We start from the raw sequence: 15,702 nt of genomic DNA, 5'->3' as shown, positions 1-15,702 counted from the left end.
TCTGGAAGTGATCCACCATCACCACGGGGTCTATCATGCCGTTGAAAAAGTGTTCGCCAAAATGGCTGGCTGCAAAGCCGCTGCCAATGTGCAGCGGTTGGCCCTTGACGGGGGCGGAGAGAGTCAGGCGTCTGGTCATCGATATAACCTCTTGAAGACAAAAGAAGCCTTCGGTCATCTGACCGAAGGCGGGGCGAGTTACGACTTCTTGGCACCCTCTTGCATCTGCCACACCAGGGTGGCGAAAGGCATGTCGAGGGCGTTGTAGACATCGTGCGCCTTGGGGTCGACGTTGCTGCGCAGCATCTCGACTGCGGCAGAGGCGTAGTCGGTGACCGGGATACCGGCCCCCAGCAAGCGTTGCAGACCCGTGGTGCGCTTGGCTTCGTTGAAGGTGCCGGAAGCATCGAGCACCACCCGGGCATCATAGCCGGCAGCCTTGGCAGAGAGGGCCGGGAAGCTGGCGCAGATCTCGAGGGATACCCCGGCGATGATCAGCTGTTTGCGGCCGGTCTTCTCAATGGCGGCGCGCACGGCAGGATCGTCCCAGGCGTTGATGACGGTGCGGTTGATCACCTTCACATCCGGCAGGGCACTGGTCAGTTCAGGCATGGTGGGGCCCCACATGCCATCGGGCATGGTCGCGGTCACGATCACCGGCACGCCGAGGGCGCGGGCGGCGTTGGCCAGCGCCACCACGTTGTGCTTGAGCTCGCCCACCGTGGTGTCGCGTACGCCGCTCAGCAAGCCGACCTGATGGTCGACCAGCAGCAGTACCGCATTGTCTCGGGAGAGCATCTCCAGATAGCGGTTGGGTGATACGGTCGGATGGCTGGCAGCCTCGGCGGCTATGGCCGGTGTCGCTGTGGTGGTCAGCGTGGCGGTCAGGGTCGCCAGACCGAGCAGGGTGGCAGAGCAGATTTGTCGCAGTTTCATGGTGAACTCCTTGTGATATCGGAACAGTCAAACGGACCTTGCTGGTGGGGCGGATTGCCCGTGCAGCAACCGTCTGATGGGGACAGGGCCATTATGATGGCTGCAAAAATGGCGACAATCTGGTGAAATAGGTTCTTATCGTTCCATCAATGGAACGATGTGAATGCACCTCACCCTGACCAAGGCTGCCCGATGACACCACTGGAACTTGATTTGAATGATCTCTATCTCTTCACCCATGTGGTGCAACGGCAGGGATTCACTGCCGCCGCGCGGGCGCTTGGCGTGCCCAAGTCGCGGATCTCGCGCCGGATCCGGCTGCTGGAGGAGCGGCTGGATACCCGGCTGCTGCAACGTACCTCGCGCCAACTCAGCCTGACCGATGCCGGTGAGGTGCTCTATCGCCACTGTCAGGCGATGCTGGCCGAGGCGCAGGCCGGAGAGGCGGCAGTGCGGCAACGGCAGCAGGAGCCGAGCGGTCTGGTGCGGATCAGCGTGCCCATTACCATGGCCGATGCGCTGCTTGCCCGTTTGCTGCCCGCTTTTATGGCCCAATACCCCAAGGTGAGGCTCGCCGTGCAAGCCAGCAATCGGCAGGTGGATCTGCTGGAGGAGGGGCTGGATGTGGTGGTCCGCGGGGTGGCCTTCGAGCAGGCCCCCTCCAGTCTGGTGCAGGTGCCGCTCTGCACGGTGCAGTGGGGCGTGCTGGCGACCCCGGCGTGGCTCTCGCGCCACAATGCGCTGGCGCATCCACGGCAGCTGGAAGGAGAGGATGCTCTGCTCTTCAGCTCGCTGGAGCGTCAGGCCGATCTGCTGCGGCTAAGGCACGACAGTGGGGAGAGTGAGGAGGTGGCGGTCAATGTGCTGCTGCGCAGCGACAATGTACAGACCCTCAAACAGGCGGCGCTGGCGGGGCTCGGGATGGTGGGCTTGCCACTTTACGCCTGCGTCAATGAGCTGGCGGATGGGCGGCTGCAACAACTGTTGCCGGAGTGGCGTCCCAAAGATGGCAAGCTGGTGATGCTCTATCCCGCGCGGCGCGGTTTGTCACCGGCGGTCAGGGCCCTCATCGACTTTATCAAGGCGCAGTTGCCTGCTCTGCTGGCAGAGGTTGGTCAGCCACGCTGAGGAGAGCTATCCCTCCATCTTGCGGCGAATGCGCTCGAACAGGCTCTGCAGGCAGGCTTGATCCCGATCGGCGGCCCGCACCGCGCCGTACATATGGCGACGAATACCGCTGCCGAGGGGGCGGGCGCAGAGCATCCCCTGTCTGACAAACTCGTCGCTGGCCCAGCGCGGCAGGGCGGCGACGCCAAGGCCAGCGGCGGCCATCTGCAGCATCACCGAGGTGTTGTCCACCGGCTTGCAGCGGGCGGGCTCCACCCCGGCGGGTTGCAAAAAGCGGCTGAAGATATCCATGCGGCTGCGCTCCACCGGATAGACCAGCAGCACCTCCGCCCCTAGATCGCCCGGCTCGATGTGGCTCCGGTGGCAGAGGGGATGATCCGGCGCCATCACCAGAGTCAGATCGAAGGCAAACAGTGGCTCGAAGTGGAGATCGCCGCGCGCCTGCACATCCGAGGTGAGCAGCAGGTCGAGCTGGCCGCCGAGCAGGGCATTGATGGCATCAAAGCCCGGCACCGACTCCACTTCCAGATCCACTCCCGGCCACTGGCGGCGAAATTCCGGCAACAGCGGCAGTAGCCACTGGATGCAGCTGTGACAATCGAGCGCCAGATGCAGCCTGCCCGCATCGCCGCTCTGCAAGGCCTGCAACTGTTTCTCGGTCTGGGCCAGGGCGGGCAACACCTGACGGGCGAGGGCAAGCAGCTGGCTGCCTGCCGCGGTCAGCACCAGCGGGCGGCTTTTGCGCAGGTAAAGCTCCAGATTGAGGCGGGTCTCCAGCTCTTTGAGCTGGTGGGAGAGGGCGGACTGGGTGAGGTTGAGGGTCAGCGCCGCACCGGCCAGCGAGCCCTGCTCGGCCAGCGCGGTCAATGTTTTCAAGTGTTTGATCTCTATCCCTGCATTGCTTGGCACTGCCATAAGATGGCTCCTTGTGAGATTGCGTATGGCGCTGAGGTTGCGGCCGGCGGTGGCCTGCTGCGCTTCTTGACTCCGGTACCTCTTGCACCTGTAAAAATCGGCCTCTGTATCCTCGCGGTGAACCTGATTGGCGGTCAGTTGAGGATTATTTGAGAGCCACTTGAAGAGGATTCAATAGCCAGCGTCACCTTATCTTGTCATTTTGGATGTGTAAACATCTGGATGGCTAAACCATCCAGTTTCCATCAGATGAATGAGCATAAGGAAATGAACCTATGACACGAGCACACACCCTGGGCTTCCCCCGTATCGGCGCCAAGCGCGAGCTGAAATTTGCCCTCGAATCCTACTGGCGTGGCGAGACCACTCAGGCCGAACTCGTTTCAGTGGGCAAGACGCTGCGTGAGCGCCATTGGCAGGCCCAGCACGGCGCCGGGGTCAATCTGCTGCCGGTGGGCGACTTTGCCTGGTACGATCAGGTGCTCGGTACCAGCCTGCTGGTGGATGCGGTGCCTGCCCGCCACCGCCATGGCGAGACCGATCTAGACACCCTGTTCCGGGTGGCCCGTGGCCGTGCGCCGACCGGCCCGGCGGCGGCGGCCGCCGAGATGACCAAATGGTTCAACACCAACTATCACTATCTGGTGCCGGAATTCAGCCGTGACCAGCGCTTCAAGCTGGGCTGGAGCCAGCTGTTTGACGAGGTAGAAGAGGCCAAGGCGCTGGGGCTGCCGGTCAAGGCGGTGCTGCTGGGACCGGTCTCTTATCTGTGGCTCGGCAAGGAGAAAGAGAGCGGCTTCTCCCGCCTTGAACTGCTCGATCGCCTGCTCATCGTCTATCAGGAGATCCTGGCCAAGTTGGCCGCCCAAGGGGTGGAGTGGGTGCAGATCGACGAACCTGCGCTGACGCTGGACTTGCCAGACGAGTGGCGGCTGGCCTACCTCAACGCTTACGAGCGCCTCGCGGGCCCCTGCAAGCTGCTGCTCACCACCTATTTCGGTTCGGTGGCTCATCAGCGCGACATTATCACCAGCCTGAAAGTGGATGGCCTACATCTGGATCTGGTGGCCGCCCCCGAACAGCTGGAGACCCTGGTGCCGCATCTGCCCGCTCAGTGGGTCATCTCCGCCGGGGTGATCAACGGCCGCAACGTCTGGCGTGCCAATCTGGCCAAGCTGGCGCCGACTCTGAAGGCACTGAAAGCCAAACTCGGCGAGCGGCTCTGGGTGGCCTCATCCTGCTCATTGCTGCACAGTCCGGTGGATTTGACCCTCGAACTGGAGCTGGATCCCCAAACCCGCAGCTGGTTCGCTTTCGCCCTGCAAAAATGCTTCGAACTGGGGCTGCTCAGAGAGTATCTGGATGGGGGCGAGCTCGACAAAATCACCGCCTACAGCCAGCCCATCGTCGATCGGGAGTCCGACAGCCGGGTGCACAAAAAAGCGGTGCAGTCACGGCTCGCCAGCCTCACCAACAGCGACTTTGATCGTCACAGCCCCTATCCGGTCAGGGCCGAGCTGCAGCGCTCGGATCTCAAGCTGCCGCTGCTGCCCACCACCACCATCGGCTCCTTCCCGCAGACCTCGCAGATCCGGGTATTGCGGCAGGATTGGCGCGCCGGTCGCATCGATGACAGCGCCTACGAGGCGGGCATTAAGGCGGAGATCCGCGATGCCATCGCGCGTCAGGAGGCCATCGGGCTGGACGTGCTGGTGCACGGCGAGGCCGAGCGCAACGACATGGTGGAGTATTTCGGTGAGCTGCTGGACGGCTTTGCCATCACCCGCTTCGGCTGGGTACAGAGTTATGGCTCCCGCTGCGTCAAGCCGCCGGTGATCACCCGTGATATCGACCGCCCGACCCCCATGACCCTGGCGTGGACAAAGTTTGCCCAGAGCCTGACCGACAAGCCAGTCAAGGGGATGCTGACTGGCCCTGTGACCATCCTCTGCTGGTCCTTCCCGCGGGAAGATGTGAGCCGCGAGCAATCCGCCCTGCAAATCGGGCTGGCCATTCGCGACGAGGTGGCAGATCTGGAAGCCGCCGGCATCAAGATCATCCAGATCGACGAACCGGCGATCCGCGAAGGCTTGCCCCTGCGCAAGCAGGATCATCAGGCTTATCTCGATTGGGCAGTGCGGGCCTTCCGTCTGAGTGCAAGCCCGGTGGCGGACAGCACCCAGATCCACACCCACATGTGTTACAGCGATTTCAACCTCATCATCGAGGCGGTAGCGGCGCTGGATGCGGATGTGATCACCATCGAGACCAGCCGCAGCCAGATGCAGCTGCTCGAAGCGTTCGAACGCTTCAACTACCCCAACGAGATTGGCCCGGGCGTCTACGACATCCACTCGCCTAACGTGCCGAGCCAGAGCTGGATTGAGGGGTTGCTGCGCAAGGCCGCCAAACAGATCCCGGCCGAGCGGCTGTGGGTCAACCCGGATTGCGGCCTCAAGACCCGCGGCTGGGAAGAGACGGAAGCCGCCCTCAAGGTGATGGTCGATGCCACCAGGGCGCTGCGCGCCGAGCTGGCGTAACCGGCAAGCCGTGACTGCCATCGGTAAGGTGGCGTGCTGACAAACGAACGAGAGAGGGGAAGCCACTGCTTCCTCTCTCTTTTTTCGTTGGCCACTTTTCCACTGGATCCTGAACCTTGCCGCAGCCCGCTTTGCACTAGGCTCAGAGTTGGCAGAAGTGGATGGAGTCGCGGCCATGAGAGTCAGTCTGGGGAGCGCAATCCTGTGGGGATTGCTGATGTGGCAGAGTGCATGGGCGGCGCCAGCGGCCGAGTTGAAGCTGGTCTACTTTGACGACTTTGCCCCATATTCGTGGCGTGACGAACAGGGCAAGATGCGCGGGCTGATGATCGACGTGATGGATCGGGTGGCTGCGCAGATGGGGCTGCGGGTGCGCCATGAAGGTTATCCGTGGCAACGGGCGCAAAAACTGGTGCGGATGGCGCAGGCCGATGGTTTTGTAACCATCGCCACTCGGGATCGGCGCTCTTATACATTGGTGGTGGAGGAGCCCGTTACCACAACGGTTTTGACGGTATTTACCCAGCTTGGCCACCCCCGGATGACCGATTTTCAGCGTGCCAGCCGCTTGAGCGACTTCAAATCACTTACCTTTCTCGACTATTTCGGTAACGGCTGGGGCAAGGAGAACCTGGCGGGCTTCACCGTTCATCAGACCATCAATGTCGATAATGTCTTCAAAATGCTGGCGGCGGGGCGGGGGGACCTGATGGTGACCGACCCACTGGTGGCACGTTTCAAACTCAACCAGCTGGGATTGTCCGAGCAGGTGGTCGAGGTGCCGTTGCAGCTTGCCTCTACCCCGTTCAATCTCTGCATCGGCAAACACTCCCGCTTCAATACCCGGATAACCGAGTTCAACAGTGCCCTGCAACAGCTGCGACAAAGCGGCGAGTTGGCGCGTATCGTCGAACGCTATCGTTGATGCGTTGCCGCCATCTGCTGTTTGCCAAGGGCGTGTCTATTTTGGCGTCATATCGGCGATGGTTGCCCAGAAGGCATCGATCAAGGGCCCCTTGTTGTGGGGCGGACGGATAAGGCCAATGGTCCAGCAGGCTTCCCCATCTCTAAGGGGCAGGGTAAGTACATCCGGGTGCTCTATGGTGGTGGAGGAGGGGACCAGGGTCCAGGCGATCTCTGCCGCCGCGGTGGCGACACCGGCGGCGAAGTCGTTGACGTACTGGATATCGCGAAATCGCAGTCCGCTCTGGGCCAGATAGTTCATCAGGTGATCGTAAAACGACGGTGCCTTGTCCCTTCGCAGGATCGCCAGCGGCTTGTCCACCAGATCCGCCAACTCCCTCACATCGCGGTAGCTGGCGGGCAGTACGGCGACAAAGTGGGCTTCGACCACCGGCAGGGCGTGCCACCCCTTGGGGGCGGGCAGGCGGCAAAAACCGAGATCCAGCTTGCCTTCACTGAGCGCCAGCAGCTGGTGGTGGGTGGAGAGATCGTTGAGCTCTATGGTCACCTGTGGTCGCTCGGCGCGAAAGCGGGCGATGGCGGCGGGCACCAGGATCTTGGTGGCTACGCCAAAGCCGATACGCAGGGTGCCGACATTGCCCGCCAGCACGTCGCGGGCGGTGCGCGAGAGCTGCTCGCTCTGGATGACCACAGCGCGGGCATCCTCATACAGCGCCCTGCCCAGTCCGGTGAGGCGAGTGGTATTGGCGTTGCGCTCGAACAGCTCGCCGCCCAGCTCCTCCTCCAGCCGCCTTATCTGTTTGCTCAGGGCCGACTGGGTAACATGCTGGCGCACCGCCGCCTGGCCAAAGTGCAGCACCTCCCCCAGGGTGACGAAGGCTTTCAGATCCCGTAGCTCCATCAGGACTCCTTTCATTCCTGTCGGGAATGTTGAGCGGTCATATTTGTCATTGGACGGAATTTTAGAAGTATTGGATGCTGATGCCAATTTATTTCGGGCGCCCCAACTTGGGGGAGCTAAGTTATCAGAGATGGCTGACACCATCAGCGCAGAAGGAGCAACACCAGATGCATCACCACAAGTTCAACGACTTCCCGAGCGATTTTCTGTGGGGCGCCGCCTCCGCCGCCTATCAGGTGGAGGGGGGCTGGAATGCCGATGGCAAGGGGCCCTCGGTGTGGGATCTCTTCACCAAGCTGCCGGGCAAGACCTTTGAGGGGAGTAACGGCGATGTGGCGGTTGATCACTACCACCGCATGGAGGAGGACGTGACGCTGATGGCCGAGATGGGGCTCAAGGCTTACCGCTTCTCGGTGAGCTGGCCGCGCATTTATCCCACCGGTCGGGGGGAGGTGAACGAGGCGGGGCTGGCCTTCTACGAGAAGCTGATCGACACCCTTTTGGCCCACCAGATAGAGCCGGTGCTGACCCTGTATCACTGGGATCTGCCGCAGGCGCTGCAGGATGAGTACGGCGGCTGGGAAGACCGACGCATTATCGAGGATTTCGAGCGCTACTGCGTGACCCTCTATCAGCGTTTTGCCGGCAAGGTGAAGTACTGGGTGTCGCTTAACGAGCAGAACTACAACCTGACCAACGCCTATCAGCTCGGCACCCATCCGCCCGCAGTGCAGGATCGCAAGCGCTTCTTTGCCGCCAACCATATCGCCTTTCTGGCCAACGCCCGAGTGATCAAGGCGTTTCGCCAGCATGTGCCAAATGGCCTCATCGGCCCGAGCTTTGCCTACTCCCCTGCCTATCCGGCATCGTGCGATCCGAAAGATATGCTGGCCTATGAGAACGCCGAGGAGTTCAACAACCTCTGGTGGCTGGATGCTTACTGCTTTGGCCGCTATCCGCAGGCGGCGCTCGCTTACTTGCGAGAAAACGGCGAGGCTCCGGAGATCCTGCCGGGCGATATGGAGCTGCTGCGCGAGGGGACGCCCGACTACATCGGCGTCAACTACTACTACACCCTGACCTACACAGATAACCCCTTGGGCGGTCAGACCCTGCAGCGCATCAACACCACCGGCAAGAAGGGTACTACGCCATCGAGCGGCATCCCCGGCCTCTACAAGACGGCGCCCAATCCGCACCTTGAGACCAGCAACTGGGACTGGGCCATCGACCCGACCGGGATGCGCATCGCGCTGCGTCGCCTCTCTTCCCGCTATGGCCTGCCGCTGATGATCACCGAGAACGGCCTTGGCGAGTTCGACAAGCTGGAGGCGGGCGACAAGGTGAACGATGAGTACCGCATCGATTACCTGCACAGCCACGTCAAGGCGTGCCAGGAGGCGATGCAGGATGGGGTGGAATTGCTCGGCTACTGCGCCTGGTCGTTCACCGACATCCTGAGCTGGCTCAACGGCTACCAGAAGCGCTACGGCTTCGTCTATGTGGAGCGTGACGAGCAGGGGGGCTCCCTTCGCCGGATCAAGAAGGCGAGCTTCCACTGGTACAGCCAGGTGATTGCGAGCCAGGGCAAGCAGCTCTGACGATGTATCGCGTCGCGTAACCAGCGGGCCCGGGCAATCCCCGGGCCCGCGCTGTTTGTGGCGGGGGAGAGGGGGCAAGCCGGTTTCTCTCCGTGCGACTCACCCCTGTTTGCTGATTTTTGTCCTGCCAAAGCCGCCGACCCCTGCTATTATCTGCGGCCGAACATGAGCCAATAAAAATCAGGATATCGTGATGACTGACCACACTTTTATTCCCGGCAAGGACGCGGCGCTGGAAGACTCCATCGAACGCTTCCAGACCAAGCTGCAAGCCTTGGGCTTTGATATTGAAGAGGCCTCCTGGCTCAACCCCGTGCCGAACGTCTGGTCGGTGCATATTCGCGACAAAGAGTGCCCCCTCTGCTTTACCAACGGCAAGGGTGCCAGCAAGAAGGCGGCCCTCGCTTCCGCCCTTGGCGAATATTTCGAGCGTCTCTCCACCAACTACTTCTTCGCCGACTTCTATCTGGGCGAGCAGGTCGCCAACGGTGATTTCGTTCACTACCCGAACGAAAAGTGGTTCCCCATCGAGGGTGACCAGTTCCCGGCCGGTCTGCTAGACAGCTTCACCCGCAAGTTCTACAACCCGGACGGTGAAGTGACCGCCGACATGCTGGTGGATCTGCAGTCAAACAACGAAGAGCGCGGGATCGTCGCCCTGCCGTTCGAGCGTCAGTCCGATCACGAGACCGTCTACATCCCGATGAACATCATCGGCAACCTCTATGTCTCCAACGGCATGAGCGCCGGCAACACCAAGACCGAAGCGCGCACCCAGGCGCTCTCCGAAGTGTTCGAGCGCCACGTGAAGAACAAGATCATCGCCGAGGCCATCAGCCTGCCGTTGATCCCGGACGAGGTCATTGCCCGTTATCCGGGAATTGCTGCCTCCATCGCCGCCCTCGAAGCGGAAGGCTTCCCCATTTACAGCTTCGATGCCTCTCTGGGTGGCCGCTATCCGGTCATCTGTGTGGTGCTGCTCAACCCGAGCAACGGCACCTGCTTTGCCTCCTTCGGTGCCCACCCGCGCTTCGAAGTGGCCTTCGAGCGTACCGTGACCGAGCTGCTGCAGGGCCGCGGTCTCAAGGATCTCGACGTGTTTGTGCCGCCGTCATTCGACAACGAGCAGGTAGCGGATCACCACAACCTCGAGACCCACTTCATCGACTCCTCGGGCCTCATCAGCTGGGATCTGTTCAAGCAGGATGCGGACTTCGAGTTTGCCGACTGGGACTTCCGTGGCACCTCGCAGGAGGAGTTTGATCACCTGATCGGCATCTTCCATGAGCTGGAGCAGCCGGTCTATATCGCCGACTACGAGCATCTGGGTGTCTACGCCTGCCGCATTCTGGTGCCGGGCATGTCCGACATCTATCCGGCCGAAGATCTGCTGCTGGCCAACAACAACATGGGCGCCAACCTGCGCGAAGTGATCCTGGCACTGCCATCACTTGATTGGGATGCCGAGCAGTACATGGCGTTGTTTGATCAATTGGATGAAGAGGGGCACGACGAGCGTACCCGTGTACGCGAGCTGCTGGGCATCGCCGCTGCCAAGGGGACCGCGCTGCACACCCTGCGCGTTGGCGAGCTGAAAGCCATGCTGGCGCTGGCCGCCGGTGAGCTGGAGACTGCTCTCGATCTCATCGATTGGACCATGGAGTTCAACCAGTCGGTGTTTACTGCCGAGCGTGCCAGCTACTACCGCGCCCTGCGTGCCTGCGTCGAGTTGTTCCTCGACGAGGAGCGGGATCCGGAGCAGTATCGCGCCGTCTTCACTCGCATGTATGGCGAAGAGACGCTGGCACAGGCATGGGCCAACGCCACTGGCGAAGCACGCTTCCACGGGCTGGAGGCGGCCGACCTGTCGCTCTCCCAGTTCCCGCTGCACCAGAAGCTGCTGGCGGCTTACGAGAAGCTGCAAAAGGCCAAGCGAGCCCATCACTGGGCGTGATTGTTGCTGTAAAGGAAGGGGCCGAGTGGCCCCTTCTGTTTATCGTGCGGCAAGGCACGGGATTGTTATTCAAAGATGAAATAAAAAACAAAAAATACCCCTAAGGGGGTTGATGGCAGGGCAGGGGATGTGCTGGCGATCTGCAAAGATATCTTGCCAATACCATATTTCCATGATTGGAAATAAATTCTTTAAAATCATTGCATTAAAAATGTGATATTTCTGTTTCAGCTGATACCTGGTGTAAAGTGGCGTAGCCATCGCACTAAAATATTTGTAGTAAAATTACATTCGCACTCTGATAAACTTGATCAATGTCAATTTTGGCTATTTGGCCCTTTGTTATGATTTCAACAGGCAAAACATTCAGGTAGAAAATAATTGAAAGCTGAATCTCCATTCGATTGTCTCAAGCCCGAAGCCATCGCTGCACTGGCTGAAGACATCACCTATGCCAAGGCTACCAAGCCGGCATACAAGGTCATTCCACTGGCCATCACCGCAGGCGCTTTCATCGCCATCGCATTTATCTTCTACATCACAGTGACGACCGGAACCGGCTCCATGCCTTGGGGTATGGCCAAGCTGGTGGGCGGTCTCTGCTTCTCTCTCGGACTTATTCTCTGTGTGCTGCTCGGTGCCGAGCTGTTCACCTCCACCACCCTGACACTGGTGGCCAAGGCTGCCAATCGCATCAGCTGGGCTCAGCTGCTCAAGAATTGGGGTTTGGTCTACTTCGGTAACCTGATTGGCGGTCTGCTGATGGTGGCGCTGATCATCGTTTCTGCAGAGTACACGGCAGCAGACGGTCAGTGGGGCCTTAACGCCCTCAAAGTGGCCCAACACAAAATTCACCACACCTTCTTCGAAGCGGTGGCGCTCGGTATCCTCTGTAACCTGATGGTATGTCTTGCTGCATGGATGGCCTTTGGTGCCCGCAGCGCGACTGACAAGGTAGTGGTTATGCTGCTGCCGGTTGCCATGTTCGTTGCCTCAGGTTTCGAGCACAGCATCGCAAACATGTTTATGATTCCGGTTGGTATCGCTATCCACAGCGTGGCTAGTCCGGAATTTTGGCAGGCCATCGGCCAGGATCCGGCAACCTTTGCTGACCTGACCGTATCCAACTTCGTCCTACACAACCTCATCCCCGTGACCATCGGCAATATCATCGGTGGTGGCGTGATGGTTGGTCTGACTTACTGGTTTATCTTCCGTCGTCATCATTAAGGATGATTGCGGGATACTACATCAATACCGTGTGAGGTAATGAAAAATGGCAGAACTTAACGAACAGTTCCAAAAAGCATGGGAAGGCTTCGCGGCCGGTGAATGGCAGACCTCTGTCAACACCCGTGACTTCATCCAGAAGAACTACACCCCGTATGAAGGTGACGAGTCCTTCCTGGCTGGCGCGACCGAAGCGACCACCAAGCTGTGGGACAAGGTCATGGAAGGGATCAAAATCGAGAACCGCACTCATGCGCCGGTTGATTTTGATACTGACCTGCCCTCCACCATTACCGCACACGATGCCGGTTATATCGATCAGAGCCTGGAGCAGATCGTTGGTCTGCAGACTGACAAGCCGCTGAAGCGCGCCATCATCGCCAACGGCGGTATCAAGATGGTTAAAACTTCTTGCGAAGTGTACGGTCGTCAACTGGACCCGATGGTCGAGAAGATCTTCACCGAATACCGCAAGACTCACAACCAGGGCGTGTTTGACGTTTACACCAAAGACATCCTGAACTGCCGTAAGTCTGGTGTTATCACCGGTCTGCCGGATGCCTACGGCCGTGGCCGTATCATCGGTGACTACCGTCGTGTTGCTCTGTACGGTGTTGACTTCCTGATGGCCGACAAACTGGCCCAGTTCAAGTCCCTGCAAGCTGACCTGGAAAACGGCGTCAACCTGGAAGCCACCATCCGTCTGCGCGAAGAGATCTCCGAGCAGCACCGTGCCCTGGCACAGATGAAGGTGATGGCTGCCAAGTACGGTTGCGATATCTCCGTACCGGCCAAGAACGCTAAAGAAGCCGTACAGTGGACCTACTTCGCCTACCTGGCGGCAGTCAAGTCCCAGAACGGTGCAGCCATGTCCTTCGGTCGTACCTCCAGCTTCCTGGATATCTACATCGAGCGTGACCTGCAGAAAGGCCTGATCACCGAGCAAGAAGCCCAGGAGCTGATGGACCACATGGTCATGAAGCTGCGTATGGTTCGCTTCCTGCGTACTCCGGAATACGATTCACTGTTCTCCGGCGACCCGATGTGGGCGACCGAGACCCTGGCTGGTATGGGCGTTGACGGCCGTACCCTGGTCACCAAGAACAGCTTCCGTATGCTGAACACCCTGTACACCATGGGCCCGTCCCCTGAGCCGAACCTGACCATCCTGTGGTCCGAGAAGCTGCCGGTCGGTTTCAAAAAGTACTGTGCCAAGGTATCCATCGAGACCTCTTCCGTTCAGTACGAGAACGACGATCTGATGCGTCCGGATTTCAACAACGATGACTACGCCATCGCTTGCTGTGTATCCCCGATGATCGTTGGTAAGCAGATGCAGTTCTTCGGTGCTCGTGCCAACCTGGCCAAGACCATGCTGTATGCAATCAACGGTGGTATGGACGAGAAACTCAAGATCCAGGTCGGTCCGAAAACCGAGATGGTCAAGTCCGAGTACCTCGACTACAACGACGTAATGGATCGTCTGGACCACTTCATGGATTGGCTGGCCAAGCAATACGTTGCTGCGTTGAACATCATCCACTACATGCACGACAAGTACAGCTACGAAGCCTCTCTGATGGCGCTGCACGACCGTGACGTATATCGCACCATGGCGTGTGGTATCGCGGGTCTGTCCGTAGCCGCTGACTCCCTGTCTGCCATCAAGTACGCCAAGGTCAAGCCGATTCGTGACGAAGATGGCGTTGCCATCGACTTCGAAATCGAAGGCGAATACCCGCAGTTCGGTAACAACGACGCTCGCGTCGATGATATCGCCTGTGACCTGGTTGAGCGCTTCATGAAGAAGATTCAGAAGCTGAATACCTACCGTGGTGCTGTTGCTACCCAGTCTGTTCTGACCATCACCTCCAACGTGGTATATGGCAAGAAGACCGGTAACACCCCGGATGGCCGTCGTGCTGGTGCTCCGTTCGGCCCGGGTGCAAACCCGATGCACGGTCGTGACCAGAAAGGTGCTGTTGCTTCCCTGACTTCCGTAGCCAAGCTGCCGTTCGCTTACGCTAAAGATGGTATCTCCTATACCTTCTCCATCGTTCCGAACGCACTGGGTAAAGATATGGAAGCCCAGAAAGCCAACCTGGCTGGCCTGATGGACGGTTACTTCCACCACGAATCCAACGTAGAGGGTGGTCAGCACCTGAACGTTAACGTGATGAACCGTGAAATGCTGCTGGACGCCATGGAAAACCCGGAGAAATATCCGCAGTTGACCATCCGCGTATCCGGTTATGCCGTTCGCTTCAACTCTTTGACCAAAGAGCAACAGCAAGACGTCATCACCCGTACCTTCACTGCTTCTCTGTAATCGAGACATAGTGAGCAAAAACCGGCGCCAAGGCGCCGGTTTTTTTATGCGTGCGATTTAGGGGGAGTAATCATCCCCTGTGAATCGCCTCCAGTTCCATCGCAACCACAACAGTTGTTACTGGGTATTCGAAGAGGATTAAGGGGAGGGGCTCACCAGGATTGACCTAGGCCCCGTCTGTAATGCGATTATGCTTTATTAGCGCTCTAAGGGGATAGGCGGTTGCTTTGCCTGCCATTTCATCAGTGTTGCTATGGCTCGTGGAACAGCTGATCAGGTTTAAGGGGTGAACAGAGGCGCCATCGCGGGTATCAAGCAATACCCATAAGCCTGTGACTATGGAATCATTCTCTGCCTCTGCCTCTGCCTCTGCCTCTGCCTCTGCCTCTGCCTCTGCCTCTGCCTCTGCCTCTGTCTCTGTCTCTGTCTCTGTCTCTGTCTCTGTCTCTGTCTCTGTCTCTGTCTCTGCCTCTGTCTCTGTCTCTGTCTCTGTCTCTGTCTCTGTCTCTGCCTCTCTCAATGCGCAGCTGGGAGGGTGTCTGGTTTAGCCAGCCAGATATGTGTGAAGCTACAAACCCTGCTTGCCGAAACAACAAGGGCTGCACATTGTGCAGCCCTTGTCTCTGGAAAATAGCGGGTTGAGCGCGTTAGCTGGCCCAGGTGATGATGTGATCGATCCATTCACCCGCCTGATCCTCGTGAATGACCTTGCCACGGACGGATTGACCAGCCTGATGCATCGCGGAACGACTGCCGGTCAGCAGAGGATGCCACTCTGGAAGAGCGTCACCTTCAGACAGCAGGCGATATGCGCAAGTTGAGGGGAGCCAGTCATATTCGGCGATCTTGTCATGGGTGATCTGCAGACAGTCAGGCTCTTTTTTGAAACGATTGGCGTAATCAGAGCACTGACAGGTCTTGGTGTTAAGCAAATTGCAGGCGACATTGGTGAAAACCAGTTCGTCGGTATCTTCATCGATCAGCTTGTTGAGGCAGCATTTTCCGCAACCATCGCAGAGGGATTCCCATTCGGATTCAGTCATCTGCTGCAGACTCTTGGTCTGCCAAAAGGGGGCTTGCATCATACCGCTCACTTATTACACCTGATAAAACGCGTGGTTATACCCCTTGTTACCCAGTATTTCAAGGAGAGGGTCACTCCGGTGGGTAAATTGTCGTGATCAGCTCAAATGAATGCAATGACTTTCAGCCTCATCATATTGCTCAAACGGGTTCGCTGGTGG

At 59.0% G+C, this 15,702-nt stretch carries 11 protein-coding genes; 7 read left to right on the top strand and 4 right to left on the bottom strand.

Annotated features, from left to right (window positions below):
* Positions 1-198: 198 nt before the first annotated feature.
* The gene (locus tag DBR30_RS16305; protein WP_108540701.1) at positions 199-936 is read right to left on the bottom strand and encodes an isochorismatase family protein; all 738 of its coding nucleotides are present in this window, start codon (positions 934-936) and stop codon (positions 199-201) included.
* A gap of 192 nt (positions 937-1,128) precedes the next feature.
* Here DBR30_RS16305 and DBR30_RS16300 point away from each other — a divergent pair, with 192 nt between their 5' ends.
* Positions 1,129-2,064 (top strand): LysR substrate-binding domain-containing protein, encoded by a 936-nt coding sequence (locus tag DBR30_RS16300; protein WP_108540703.1) that lies wholly within the window; start codon positions 1,129-1,131, stop codon positions 2,062-2,064.
* Positions 2,065-2,070: 6 nt separating this feature from the next.
* On the opposite strand, the gene DBR30_RS16295 is transcribed toward DBR30_RS16300, so the two are convergent.
* Positions 2,071-2,979, bottom strand: a complete 909-nt coding sequence (locus DBR30_RS16295; protein ID WP_108540706.1) for a LysR substrate-binding domain-containing protein — start codon at positions 2,977-2,979, stop codon at positions 2,071-2,073.
* Between the two features lie 275 nt (positions 2,980-3,254).
* On the opposite strand from DBR30_RS16295, the gene metE reads away from it, so the two are divergent.
* A complete protein-coding gene (gene metE, locus DBR30_RS16290) occupies positions 3,255-5,519 on the top strand; it encodes a 5-methyltetrahydropteroyltriglutamate--homocysteine S-methyltransferase (protein WP_108588434.1) in 2,265 nt (754 codons plus the stop codon).
* A 175-nt stretch (positions 5,520-5,694) separates the two neighbouring features.
* Entirely contained in the window at positions 5,695-6,444 is a 750-nt protein-coding gene (locus DBR30_RS16285) for a substrate-binding periplasmic protein (RefSeq protein ID WP_108541687.1), read from the top strand.
* Between the two features lie 36 nt (positions 6,445-6,480).
* On the opposite strand, the gene DBR30_RS16280 is transcribed toward DBR30_RS16285, so the two are convergent.
* On the bottom strand, positions 6,481-7,344 hold the full coding sequence (locus tag DBR30_RS16280; protein ID WP_108541686.1) for a LysR family transcriptional regulator: 864 nt from the start codon (positions 7,342-7,344) through the stop codon (positions 6,481-6,483).
* Positions 7,345-7,511: 167 nt separating this feature from the next.
* Here DBR30_RS16280 and DBR30_RS16275 point away from each other — a divergent pair, with 167 nt between their 5' ends.
* The 4 genes from DBR30_RS16275 (at position 7,512) to pflB (ending at position 14,458) form a co-directional block, all read left to right on the top strand.
* The gene (locus DBR30_RS16275) at positions 7,512-8,945 is read left to right on the top strand and encodes a glycoside hydrolase family 1 protein (protein ID WP_108541685.1); all 1,434 of its coding nucleotides are present in this window, start codon (positions 7,512-7,514) and stop codon (positions 8,943-8,945) included.
* 193 nt (positions 8,946-9,138) lie between these two features.
* Positions 9,139-10,899 carry a 30S ribosomal protein S12 methylthiotransferase accessory factor YcaO gene (gene ycaO, locus DBR30_RS16270; protein WP_103251413.1) on the top strand — a complete coding sequence of 587 codons (1,761 nt, stop codon included), beginning with the start codon at positions 9,139-9,141 and terminating at the stop codon, positions 10,897-10,899.
* A 381-nt stretch (positions 10,900-11,280) separates the two neighbouring features.
* Complete coding sequence (focA, locus tag DBR30_RS16265) at positions 11,281-12,129, top strand: formate transporter FocA (protein WP_005333620.1); 849 nt, start codon at positions 11,281-11,283, stop codon at positions 12,127-12,129.
* A 46-nt stretch (positions 12,130-12,175) separates the two neighbouring features.
* Complete coding sequence (pflB, locus tag DBR30_RS16260; RefSeq protein WP_005352571.1) at positions 12,176-14,458, top strand: formate C-acetyltransferase; 2,283 nt, start codon at positions 12,176-12,178, stop codon at positions 14,456-14,458.
* Between the two features lie 647 nt (positions 14,459-15,105).
* Here the strand turns inward: pflB and DBR30_RS16250 are convergent.
* Positions 15,106-15,540 (bottom strand): YcgN family cysteine cluster protein, encoded by a 435-nt coding sequence (locus tag DBR30_RS16250; protein WP_005352569.1) that lies wholly within the window; start codon positions 15,538-15,540, stop codon positions 15,106-15,108.
* Between the last annotated feature and the right edge of the window lie 162 nt (positions 15,541-15,702).

The sequence above is a fragment of the Aeromonas sp. HMWF017 genome (assembly GCF_003061465.1).
Classification (GTDB): Bacteria; Pseudomonadota; Gammaproteobacteria; order Enterobacterales; family Aeromonadaceae; genus Aeromonas; species Aeromonas veronii.
The sequence above is the reverse complement of the archived record's forward strand: the minus strand, read 5'-3'. Positions and strand labels throughout refer to the sequence as shown.

What these genes read in the sequence shown, in the direction of transcription:
- DBR30_RS16305 (WP_108540701.1), bottom strand. Translation starts at nt 936, where the DNA reads ATGAAACTGCGACAAATCTGCTCTGCCACCCTGCTCGGTCTGGCGACC.
- DBR30_RS16300 (WP_108540703.1), top strand. Translation starts at nt 1,129, where the DNA reads ATGACACCACTGGAACTTGATTTGAATGATCTCTATCTCTTCACCCAT.
- DBR30_RS16295 (WP_108540706.1), bottom strand. Translation starts at nt 2,979, where the DNA reads ATGGCAGTGCCAAGCAATGCAGGGATAGAGATCAAACACTTGAAAACA.
- metE (WP_108588434.1), top strand. Translation starts at nt 3,255, where the DNA reads ATGACACGAGCACACACCCTGGGCTTCCCCCGTATCGGCGCCAAGCGC.
- DBR30_RS16285 (WP_108541687.1), top strand. Translation starts at nt 5,695, where the DNA reads ATGAGAGTCAGTCTGGGGAGCGCAATCCTGTGGGGATTGCTGATGTGG.
- DBR30_RS16280 (WP_108541686.1), bottom strand. Translation starts at nt 7,344, where the DNA reads ATGGAGCTACGGGATCTGAAAGCCTTCGTCACCCTGGGGGAGGTGCTG.
- DBR30_RS16275 (WP_108541685.1), top strand. Translation starts at nt 7,512, where the DNA reads ATGCATCACCACAAGTTCAACGACTTCCCGAGCGATTTTCTGTGGGGC.
- ycaO (WP_103251413.1), top strand. Translation starts at nt 9,139, where the DNA reads ATGACTGACCACACTTTTATTCCCGGCAAGGACGCGGCGCTGGAAGAC.
- pflB (WP_005352571.1), top strand. Translation starts at nt 12,176, where the DNA reads ATGGCAGAACTTAACGAACAGTTCCAAAAAGCATGGGAAGGCTTCGCG.
- DBR30_RS16250 (WP_005352569.1), bottom strand. Translation starts at nt 15,540, where the DNA reads ATGCAAGCCCCCTTTTGGCAGACCAAGAGTCTGCAGCAGATGACTGAA.